At 42.7% G+C, this 10748-nt stretch carries 8 protein-coding genes; 4 read left to right on the forward strand and 4 right to left on the reverse strand.

Features of this window, described 5'->3' with window-relative positions; all coding sequences use genetic code 11:
* Window positions 1-23 precede the first annotated feature (23 nt).
* Window positions 24-677: a TetR/AcrR family transcriptional regulator gene (locus AB4160_RS18240; RefSeq protein WP_198589377.1), complete on the forward strand. Its 654-nt coding sequence runs from the start codon at window positions 24-26 to the stop codon at window positions 675-677.
* Here the strand turns inward: AB4160_RS18240 and AB4160_RS18245 are convergent.
* Both AB4160_RS18245 and AB4160_RS18250 read right to left on the reverse strand, forming a co-directional pair.
* The gene (locus AB4160_RS18245; RefSeq protein ID WP_372005841.1) at window positions 667-1884 is read right to left on the reverse strand and encodes an FAD-binding oxidoreductase; all 1218 of its coding nucleotides are present in this window, start codon (window positions 1882-1884) and stop codon (window positions 667-669) included. The two genes, AB4160_RS18240 and AB4160_RS18245, sit on opposite strands and share 11 nt — an antisense overlap.
* A complete protein-coding gene (locus AB4160_RS18250; protein ID WP_372005844.1) occupies window positions 1877-3436 on the reverse strand; it encodes a phytoene desaturase family protein in 1560 nt (519 codons plus the stop codon). The genes AB4160_RS18245 and AB4160_RS18250 overlap by 8 nt, the downstream gene beginning before the upstream one ends.
* Window positions 3437-3844: 408 nt before the next feature.
* Between AB4160_RS18250 and kynA the strand changes: the two genes are divergently transcribed.
* Together kynA and AB4160_RS18260 are read left to right on the forward strand one after the other, a co-directional pair.
* Window positions 3845-4690 carry a tryptophan 2,3-dioxygenase gene (kynA, locus tag AB4160_RS18255; protein WP_102476692.1) on the forward strand — a complete coding sequence of 282 codons (846 nt, stop codon included), beginning with the start codon at window positions 3845-3847 and terminating at the stop codon, window positions 4688-4690.
* A 147-nt stretch (window positions 4691-4837) separates the two neighbouring features.
* Window positions 4838-6025: a kynureninase gene (locus AB4160_RS18260; protein ID WP_372005848.1), complete on the forward strand. Its 1188-nt coding sequence runs from the start codon at window positions 4838-4840 to the stop codon at window positions 6023-6025.
* A 173-nt stretch (window positions 6026-6198) separates the two neighbouring features.
* Here AB4160_RS18260 and AB4160_RS18265 read toward each other — a convergent pair whose 3' ends face one another.
* Both AB4160_RS18265 and AB4160_RS18270 read right to left on the reverse strand, forming a co-directional pair.
* The gene (locus AB4160_RS18265; protein ID WP_372005850.1) at window positions 6199-7344 is read right to left on the reverse strand and encodes a serine hydrolase domain-containing protein; all 1146 of its coding nucleotides are present in this window, start codon (window positions 7342-7344) and stop codon (window positions 6199-6201) included.
* Window positions 7345-7435: 91 nt separating this feature from the next.
* Complete coding sequence (locus AB4160_RS18270; protein WP_102520891.1) at window positions 7436-8263, reverse strand: LysR family transcriptional regulator; 828 nt, start codon at window positions 8261-8263, stop codon at window positions 7436-7438.
* 147 nt (window positions 8264-8410) lie between these two features.
* Between AB4160_RS18270 and AB4160_RS18275 the strand changes: the two genes are divergently transcribed.
* The gene (locus AB4160_RS18275) at window positions 8411-10402 is read left to right on the forward strand and encodes an alkyl/aryl-sulfatase (protein WP_372005852.1); all 1992 of its coding nucleotides are present in this window, start codon (window positions 8411-8413) and stop codon (window positions 10400-10402) included.
* Window positions 10403-10748 lie beyond the last annotated feature (346 nt).

A 10748-nucleotide genomic window follows, 5' to 3' on the forward strand; every position in this document is an offset into this window, starting at 1 on the left:
TAGACTTAAGGTGTATGAGTTTTATGAGTGATAAACAATATCATCACGGTGACTTAAAGGCGTCTTTGATTGCTGCAGCCAATACTATCTTGCAACGCGATGGCGCTAATGCCTTGTCACTGCGGGCGATAGCGGCTGAAGTGGGTGTTTCTCATATGGCACCTTATGCGCATTTCAAAAACAAAAAACAATTGCTGAGTCATATTATTGAGTCTGGTTTTGTACTCATGGCTGATGCGATGGAACACTGCACGGCACATCTAGATAAAAATGATGCTGCGGTAGCGGGAGAGTTAGTGTTGGCTTATGGGGTGAGCTACTTAGAGTTTGCCATCGCGAATCCACAACTATACCGTTTGATGCTTGGTCAAGTTGAGGCTTCAGCAATGAAAACGCCAGCATTAAAGACAAGTTCGTCGACTGAACAAAATAACCATAGTGAGAATAGTCATAATGAAAATGAGCAACTAAGACGACCATTTAATTTGCTTCGCTCCGCCTTTGCCTTACAAAATGAAGACAACCAAAAAGTAAAAGCCCAAGCAATTGGCGCTTGGGCTATGGTACACGGCATGGCGGCACTTATGACCGAAGGCCATATTCAGTTACCGCAAGGGGTTAACTTAAAACAATATTTAGCTGACGCCAGCTCGGTTTATTTCAAGCTTAAATCATAATTTCAATGTCGCTTAAGGGAAAAGCCACACAAGAATGACACCAGCCATAAGCTTCATCGGTTGAGCGTAGCTTTGCTTCTGCGGGGTTAAATACCGCGCCGTTTAACACCTTCACTCGACATAAGCTGCATTCACCAGAGCGGCAGGCATTCTCGGCGCTAAAGCCATAACGCTCCATGCTGTTGAGTAATGGCTCATCCACTCTGGCTTCAAAACTGCCTTGGCCTTTAATCGTCACCTTAATCACATCTGAGGCGTTAACATTGCTCGGCCATCCCGCTAAGTTTTGTGGTTTTTTAGGCGGGCCATTACATTCTATTCGTACTCGTCTGGCTTTGACGTTAAGTAGCCTGAGTTGCTCAGCGCAGTGGTCATGAAAGCTGGTAGGCCCGCATACATAGAACATCTTCTGTGATAATTTTTCAGCGTCATCCCCTAACAATTGTGTCAGCCGCTCAACATTAATCCGTCCTGTCATCCCTTGGTATTGCTCGTTGGGACGGGTAATGATCCAACTGATGCGCAAAAAATCATGCTCTTTTTCAAGTTGCTTTAATTCTTCATCAAAAATCACATCAGCTTGATAACTGCTGGTATAGATAAGATGCAGCTTTTGGTTTTTCTTACGCTCAACTAAGGTGTTGGCAACAATGTCTTTGATCATACTTCTGGCTGGGGCAATGCCTGAACCGCCTGCAATGAAGACTAAGTCATCACCGTGAAATAGCGGGTTATGGTAAAAGGTGCCCATGGGACCTGTGCTTTCAAAGCTATCACCCGGTTTCACTTGATCTAGTAAATAGTTAGATACAAAGCCACCCTCAACCCGTTTGATGGTTAAATCATAATATTCTCGCTGCTGGGGCGCTGAGGATATGGCGTAAGGTCTAGCGGTTTTAGTGCCGTTAATATCGACAAATAAATTAATATATTGGCCTGCCTGAAATGGCGGCAGGGTTTGGGTGTTTGAGGTTAAGCGCAAGGTGACTGTGCTTGGGGTATCGACAATCACCTCACTGACAGTGAGCTTTAATCTTTTAGGATGTAACCGAGCGATAGTTTGGGCCACATTGCCTTTTTGTTCGTTAAAGTCGGTGCCTGCCTGATACAAGTTTTTTTGGTGTGCTAGCGCTTCATTGTAACCGTCGACCGCATGCAAAATATTCACCACGGTGCGTTGTTCTTTTTCGATGACTGAATTAGGCATGTGATAACTCCTGTTGTGGTTGCGAGGCCGCTTTAGGCTTTGATAATTGCTTTAGTACTTCTTTGGCGGTGCTTTGACCGACCATATAGGTTGGCTGGAAGCCGCCCATGCCATTCCAGCAACCTGCTAAGTTGAGACCGGCTACTTCACTGACGCGGCGACGAAATATATTGGCATCTTGGGTGTTTTGCTGGAAACCATATATCGCCCCATGGGGGGTATTTAAGTAACGCATCATGGTTAATGGGGTGGCCACTTCTACTTCTTCAATATGCTCACGAATGTGAGGAAATACTCGCTCGGCGTGATCAAGGAGTTTTTCTGCAAACTGGTATTTGGTACGAGCATAATCTTCAGGGCTGAGTGCTTGCCAAGGTTCGCCATACTGCAAACAAAGTAAAGATAATGCCGACTTACCTTGCGGGGCAAAACTGGGATCATCATGGTTATAGCAGGTCATCATGGTGTGTTTTGGCGGCGTTAACGATTGCATGATCTCATGAGCCACTTCTTCGTCTCGATCATCAATAATAAAGTTGGATGCCGCAGTCACGCCGATATCACTTGGGGAGCAATCTAACCCTAGGTAAAGCACGAAAGCAGAGGTACCGATACGGCGCGACTTCATATCAAAGGCGGCTTGTTTCGGCGTTGGAATATCCAGCAGTTCATTGAAGGTGTGTAATGGGCTGGTATTGGAGATAACTTGCTTACAGGTAAATATCTCATTGTGCTCTGTTTTAACCCCAACCACTTGGTTATTTTCAGTGATAATTTTGTCAGCGCCGCAGTTAAAGCGCACTTCACCCCCCGCATTAAGGAATGATTCCAATAAGGCGCTAGAAATTGCTTGTGAGCCGCCTTTAATATGACAAGGTTTGAATGATGCGTAGGCATATAGCATCACTGCCAAGTCGCGAAACGGGAAGTCTTTTGGCGGTAAACCCAGATAGCACCAGTAGGCGGCGATAACGGCTTTGAGATCTTTATTGGTAAAAAATTGATCCAGTAATTCTTTGGCTGGCTTTAAGCCGTACTTCACAAATAACGGGCAGCTTGCTTTTAAAACGGCTTCATCATTTGAATGTCTTACTTTAGGCATGACCATAAAGCATTCCATGGCAAGGCCTTCACATAAAGCTAAAAACTGGCCAATATTGTCTGCTTCTTCTGGGTAGTGCGTCACCAGTGTTTTACCCAGCGCTTTCCAATGCGCAGGCAAGGTAATATCAATTTCAGGCTTACCGCCGTCAGCTGATGGCATTACAAAGCGATATAGCTCGCGCTCTTCAACCACATCAAGTTGATCCATTATGCCCAGTTCAGTGAATATTTGACGCATGATAAACGGGTTTTGCTCGGTGCCCATGCCGCTAAGTTGATGCAGGGCCACTTCAAATTCAAAATTACCGCGCACAAAAGAGGTGGCACAACCTCCAGGAATATTATGGCGTTCGAGCAATAATGTTCTTGCTCCGCCTCTTTGCAAGGTGGTTGCTGCGGTTAAGCCAGCGTTCCCTGCTCCAATTACAATCGCATCAAAATCTGTCATTGTGGTTTCAGCTCCATTGTTAGTATCAATTTGTTATATCGACTTGCGGTATAAATCCCTTGTGTCCCTTTGAACAGATAAGGCTCGAACGAGTAAGGCAAAGTTAAAAAGCAATCCTTACGGTGTAAACTTTATACTGTAAAGATATGTGTGTTATGTGTGCTTTGTCAAGATTGATTCAGTTAATCATCTCTGTTTTTTTGATCAATTAACTGGCTTTTGGACAATGGCTGTTGGTTTAGTTATCGGTTGAGCTGTCAGTTTTGTTATCGGCACTTGTAACGTCAGTGTTAACTCAGGCGTACAGTAAGGCATGACGTTAATATTCAGTCCTCACTGACTTGAGGCAGTGTTCGTGATTAAATAAATCGTTTTTGAGGCATAAAAATAATAACCGGAGCGATAAACATGAGTTGTCCCCACAGTAACTATCGGGCGATGGAAGAGGATATTCACACCGACTTTAAAGATGATATGTCCTATGGCGATTATCTACAGTTAAATCAAGTGTTGTCGGCGCAGCAGCCATTATCAGATCAACATGATGAGATGTTGTTTATTGTTATCCATCAATCCAGTGAATTGTGGCTAAAGCTAGCAGGGCATGAACTCAGTGTGGCGATTACCAATATCCAGCAGGGCGATTTTGGTCATGCTTTTAAAGTGATTTCTCGGGTCAAACAGATTTTTAACCAGTTAACTCAGTCGTGGAATATTCTTTCAACACTTACCCCTGTGGATTACCTTAAATTTCGAGATTCTTTAGGCCACTCATCGGGATTTCAGTCTTATGGTTATCGTAAGTTGGAGTTTTTATTGGGTAACAAGAACGCCTCTTTACTAAAAGTGCATGAAAGCGATCCTGTGGTGCATCAAGAGTTAACGCAAATTCTCGAAGCGCCTAGTTTGTATGATGTCACTTTAAAAGTATTGCATGAGCGTGGTTTACATATTGAAGCATTGCAGTTAAATCGTGATTTTAGCCAGCCCTATGAGCGTAATGATTCAGTGTTAAATGCATGGCTAAACGTCTACCAAAATGCCGACGAGCACTTTCAACTGTATGAACTCGCCGAAAAGTTAATTGATATCGAAGACAGTTTTCAGCAGTGGCGCTTTAAGCATATGTATACCGTGCAGCGCATAATTGGCAATAAAATGGGTACGGGCGGCTCATCTGGGGTGGGCTTCTTGAAAAAAGCCCTGGATATTAGCTTTTTCCCTGAGCTGTTTGAGTTACGCACCCATCTGTAAATTTGATTACGGGTTTACTACTATATTTACAACCCTGCTAGCACAAGTACGAGCGCGGGCAGCAATATCAGTAGCGATATCAGTAATAGTATCAGTTACAAATAACACAAGATTACCAATAAAAATAATCGGTTTTGGAGAGCAAGCATGGATCAGGATTTTGCGCTAACACTACAAACTCACTATCAAAGCTTTAAGGTGAGCGAGCGTATTTTATTGTCGGGCCACTCTCATCAAGCCTGGCCTGATGTAGCAAAGCTGGGCTTAGTAAAGTGCTTTGATGATGCCGCAAAACACATAGATGAAAAATGGTCACTAGCCTTTGAAAAAGCTGACCGGGTGCGTGACTTTTACCGTGGTTTATTGGGTGAGCCCCAAGCGCAAATTGCCTTAGGCGCTTCAACCCATGAACTGATCTTACGCTTTTTGTCCGACTTGCATTGCTTTAAACAGCCCCTTAAACGCCCGATTAAGATTGTCACTACAGATGGTGAATTTCACTCCTTGAGGCGCCAGCTGAGCCGTTTAAAAGACATCAATGTTGATATTGAAGTGGTTGAGGTGCAGCCAAGTGACACTTTAGCTGAGCGCATCATCAACAAGCTTGATAGCGATACCGATGCCGTAATGTTATCAGCAGTATTTTTTGGCACCAGTGAGATATTTAACGACGTTGGCTTGGTGGCAAAAGCGGCACAAGATTTAAACATCCCTTGTTTGGTTGATGCCTATCATGCCCTTAATGTGCTGCCATTTAATCTCGATGCATGGCAGCTCTCCTCGGCATTTATCGTTGCTGGTGGCTACAAATATTGTCAGGCAGGTGAGGGCAATTGCATGCTGCGCATTCCTGCAGAGTATCAGGGCAGCCCGATTATCACTGGCTGGTATGCGGAATTTGAGGTACTTGATCACGTACCGGGGAAAGTGGGTTATGGCCCGGGTCAAAGCGCTTTTGCAGGCTCGACTTATGATCCCGCCAGCCATTACCGCGCCGCTGAAGTGTTTGATTTTTTTGAGCAACATAAGCTTACTGACATCAAGCTGAGGGCGATAAGTCAGCAGCAAATTACTGCCTTATGGCAAGGGATTGAAACTATGGGCTTAAGCCGTGAGGTTTTAGCTTTGCCATCACATAACATTATTGATAATGCCGGATTTTTGTCTTTAACCACCGCCAAAGCCAATCAGTGGGTTGTGGCGCTGGGGAAACAAGGTATTTTATGTGACAGTCGCGGCAATCAGTTACGCTTTGGCCCCGCACCATACTTATCAAATGCGCAGTTATCTAATGCGCTGAATGTGATTGAGGACTTAGCTAAAAGCTTGAGCTAGTTTTTTACTAAACTTTTTTACTAAATTTCTGTTACTAAAGTTTTTTTGCTTAGCTTTTGCAGCGCTTGTCTGCTTAAAAGATTAACCAGCCATGCTACTTGGCTGGTTAATATTGAGGAGTTAATTTTGAGGGCTTCACTTTATTTACTGGGGAGTTAATGTTTACAGAGGCGTTATCGTTTGTTGAGGGATAAATTGTGACGAATAGCTTGTCGTATCTGGGTGTGAAGCTCGAAGACGCGGCTGAGATCATTTAGATTTAAGGATATGTTTTCTAACATGACCAAATCTACATTATATTCTGGGTAGTGGAGTGACATAGACATGTAGCCAGATAAGTAGCCAGTATGGCTGTACTCTAAAATGCCATCTTCTTTATTGATCCTAAGCCCGTAGCCATAAATCATGTCCGGCCATAAAAATTTAATCTTGCTATGAGACTGTGTCATAAGCCCATAACTTTTTGGGCTGATAAACTTACCAGAATGTAATTTATGCTGAAATGAGGCAAAAGCTTTTGTGGATGCAATTAACCCTCCTGCAGGGAGAAGTGCTTCGTCAATCACTAAATCTGTAGCTGTAAGAACATCTGATTCATTTAGGCCGACAGCCAGTGAAGTCACTTTTCGTCGAATACTATCAATACTGCCCACTTCTGCATAAAGCTCGTCTAGCTTATTATTTTGTGAAAACTGCACAATCTGTTGAGCAAATGATTGTTGGTTTACCTGTTCGAGTAGTTGCCCTAAAAGAGAATAACCAAAGTTAGAGTATTGAAATTGACTGCCAGGTTCAAATTTATTGGGCTGGCCTAACTTGTCAACTCCAGAGGTGTGACTAAGGAGGTGATGTATGGTAATTGTTTCGTTATATCGTTTAGGATCAAAATGAGTTTTTTCGATTGAGCTCGACTCAATACTGTTGTGCTGTTTGGGTTGATTAGGGGCAGCCTCATCAAAAAGATAACTATTCAGTGAACCCTTTAAGTCTAGCTGACCAGCATCGACAGCTTGCAGAATCAAAGTGGCGGTAATTTGTTTAGAAAGAGATGCTATAACAAAGCTAGAACCTTGGGTAATTTCTTTGCCTTTTTGTAACTTGAGCAGTGGCTTACCATTTTCTAGTAAAATGACGCTGCCACTAAATGGCTGAGGTGAATCATCTATGGTGTCCTTGATTAACCTTGCTATTGATGTAGTTGTAATGCTGACTTTTTTAGGCGCTGTATTACCTAATAACGAGGAGGCATAGCCATAGCTTTGACTAGTTAGTAATAATAAAAAACAGATTAATTTGGTGGTGTTTACACAAACGGTCATTAGTTGTCCTTAACATTATTGGGCAGCATATTTTTTGGGGGTAACTATCTTGTTATCTCAACATTCAAATAAAAAAATCAGTTGCTTAACCTTAATTGCGAAGGCTGATTTTATTTTTCACTTTTTGCCTTAATTTTATATGCTCATCATTATGTAAAAATGATCGATGATAAAGCATCGAGATGGGCGCTTTATTCATTTTCATTGGGCAAGCAAGTAGCTTTACGCCAAGTTTTGCTGCAATCGAAGTAAATCGTTTCGGGGTGATGGATATGGCATCAGTATGGGCAACATAGGCAAGCTGCGAGACTAGCGAAGTGGCCTCATGAGCAATATCTCTGGGTTTTGGCGCGTCACTTAATAGCATAAATAAGTTCGACTTTTCGCGCCTGACATTGATGGATACATGGCGCTCATTATAAAACTCTTGTTCAGTGATTGAGTCTACAATCCGAGGATGATCTTGTCTTACGGCAACCATCACTTCTTCTTCAGATACCTTTTCACTCACCACGCTTGGGTCGTTAATGGTGACAAAGTCTAATACCAAGTCGACCTTTCGATTTCTGATATCAGTAAAAATCTGCTCTTGATTCAGCGGTGGGGTATACACGTCAATGTCGAGGCTGGCTAAGTCATAAACCAATAAATCAGGGGCATAAATTTTATGGCCGACTTTAAATAGGGCTTCATAAACTAAATCTGACGCTGGCGCGAGTTTAGTCATCATGTAATTGGCATGGGCAGTAGGCTCAATAGAGCGGCCTTTGCGGATAAATAACGTATTAGCGATATCGGCTTCAAGTTGTTTTATACGCATACTCACCGCCGCCTGACTGATATTAAAATGCTCGGCAGCTTTAGTGTATGACTGTAATTCATACACTTTCATGAAGGTGTTTAGCAGATTCAAATCCATATTACGGCCTCTTTAATATAAGTCAGGCTTATGTTTAACATCACTTGTAGCTTATTCATCGTTGTCACAGCTTATATATAATACACCTATTGATGATATTTAGTCCCCTTAAACTGATATCTGGCTTTACTTTAAACCGAGGTGTTTATGAAAAAATCAATTATTACTACAGTAATTTTGTCTGTATGTTCTTCAGCTGTCGTGGCGCACGATCATGACCATAGCGCAGGCACTGATGAGCATGCGCTTACTACCACATTCGAATACCAAGGAAAGCCAGCCACCAAAGCGACGATTGCAGCCAATAAAGCTTTTGCCAAAACCTTAGACTTTAACAATACCAAGGGTTTTGAAGAAACCCGTAAAGGCTTAATCGCCGAATTTGATGAAACGACCGCAGCCATCATTTGGAATGACTATCGATTTTTAGAAGGTAAAACCCCTGATACGGTGAATCCATCATTATGGCGTCAAGGACAAGTGAACCATGAAGCGGCAGGCTTGTATCAAGTCTCAGATAAAATCTTTCAGGTACGCGGCACCGACCTTGCCAATATGAGCCTTGTTAGAGGTGAAACAGGCTGGATTATTTTAGATCCGTTAACGACCCCAGAGGCTGCTGAAGCATCGCTTCGTTTTGCGTTAAACAACTTACCAGAAGACGGCGATTTACCTGTGGTAGCGATGATCTATTCCCACTCCCATGGCGATCATTTTGGCGGCGCGCGTGGTATTCAAAAAATGTTCCCTGATGTAGTGGCTTATGGCTCTAAAAACATCACCAAAGAAATAGTTGATGAAAACGTGCTAGCGGGTAATGCCATGTCACGCCGCGTGTCTTATCAATATGGCACCGTATTGCCAATTGGTGAAACCGGTATTGTTGATGCAGCGCTATCAAATGCGGTCACTAAAGGCGAGCTAAGCTACGTCAAACCAATTGAAACTAATCATAAAGCTGATATTGAGTCTTGGACTATTGATGGACTTGAATTTATTTTCATGAATGCGTCTGGTACAGAGGCGACCTCAGAAGCTGTGGCCTATATTCCAAGTATGAACGCCATTTGGGCAGCAGAGCTGACCTATAAAGGCATGCATAACATTTACACCTTACGCGGTGCGAAAACCAGAGATGCGCTACTGTGGTCAAAGAAAATTAATGAGGTGATCACTGAGTTTGGTGCTGAAGCGGATGTGTTATTTGCTGCGCACTCAGCGCCGATTTGGGGCAATGAAGATTTAAATGACTTTCTTAAACTGCAACGAGACAACTATGGCTTTGTTCATAATCAGTCGCTGCGTTTAGCCAATAACGGCGTAGTGATGCAAGACATTGGCTGGGAGATCCAAAACCTGATCCCAGAAACCATTCAAAGTGCATGGCATACCAATGGATACCACGGCACCTATAGCCATAATGCCAGAGCGGTATATAATTTGTATCTTGGCTATTTTGATATGAATCCGGCAAACCTTAACCCACTGCCAACCCAAGCTGAAGCGGCTAAGTTTGTTGAGTACATGGGAGGCTGTAAAGCGGTGTTAACCAAAGCGCAGGGCGACTTTGATAAAGGCGAATATAATTTTGTTGCCACGGCAATGAATAAAGTCGTAACCGCTTGCGCTGAGCTACAACAAGGCCGCGACTTACTGGCTGATACCTACGAGCAACTGGGCTATCAAAGTGAAGGCGCGGGCTGGCGCAACGTGTATTTAAGTGGTGCTTATGAACTGCGCCATGGCATTCAAGAAACAGTGTTAAAAGGCAATTCTGCTGATGTGATCAGTGAAATGGACATGGGGATGATTTTAGATTATCTGGCAGTGCAAGTTGATGCCAGTGTTGCCCAACACAATAGCTTTACCATGAATATCGTACTGCCTGATATTAACGAAACTTACTATGTTGAAATGAGTAACGGTAACCTCAACAACATCAAAGTGACTAAAAAGAGCGCTGCAGATGCAACCTTTACCATCAACAAAGAAGATGTTGATAAGTTTAGTTTACAGCAGGTGAGCATCGCGGAATTACTGAAAACCAAGCAAGCCAGTTTACAAGGCGATCAGACAGTAATTCAAAAACTCGCTAAGTCGCTAACCCAAGCAAACCCATCGTTTAAAATTGTGCCATAGGGGAACGAGTATAATCGATTTGTAACATTCAATGTTAAAGGCAGACGAGTTAGTTCACCAACAAAAAATCCCTAGCTATCTAAGCTAGGGATTTTTTCGCTTAGGCTGGCTTAAATGCTAAATATCTCTTGGTTAACTAGATGCGCATTAGTGAAACTATTATTTTATGGCGATTATTTAAGGTATGTATCATGGCAACATGCCTAATAATAAATTATATATTACGTTTAGCTAAGCATTGAAAACCCGAATTCAAATAATAACTGCACACTCTTAATTGAGGTATAGAGGAGGAAGAGAAAAGTACTTTTTATATATTTCAAAAATTTAATATAAAGATATTAAT

The sequence above is a fragment of the Shewanella sp. 10N.286.51.B8 genome (assembly GCF_041469325.1).
Taxonomy (GTDB): Bacteria; Pseudomonadota; Gammaproteobacteria; order Enterobacterales; family Shewanellaceae; genus Shewanella.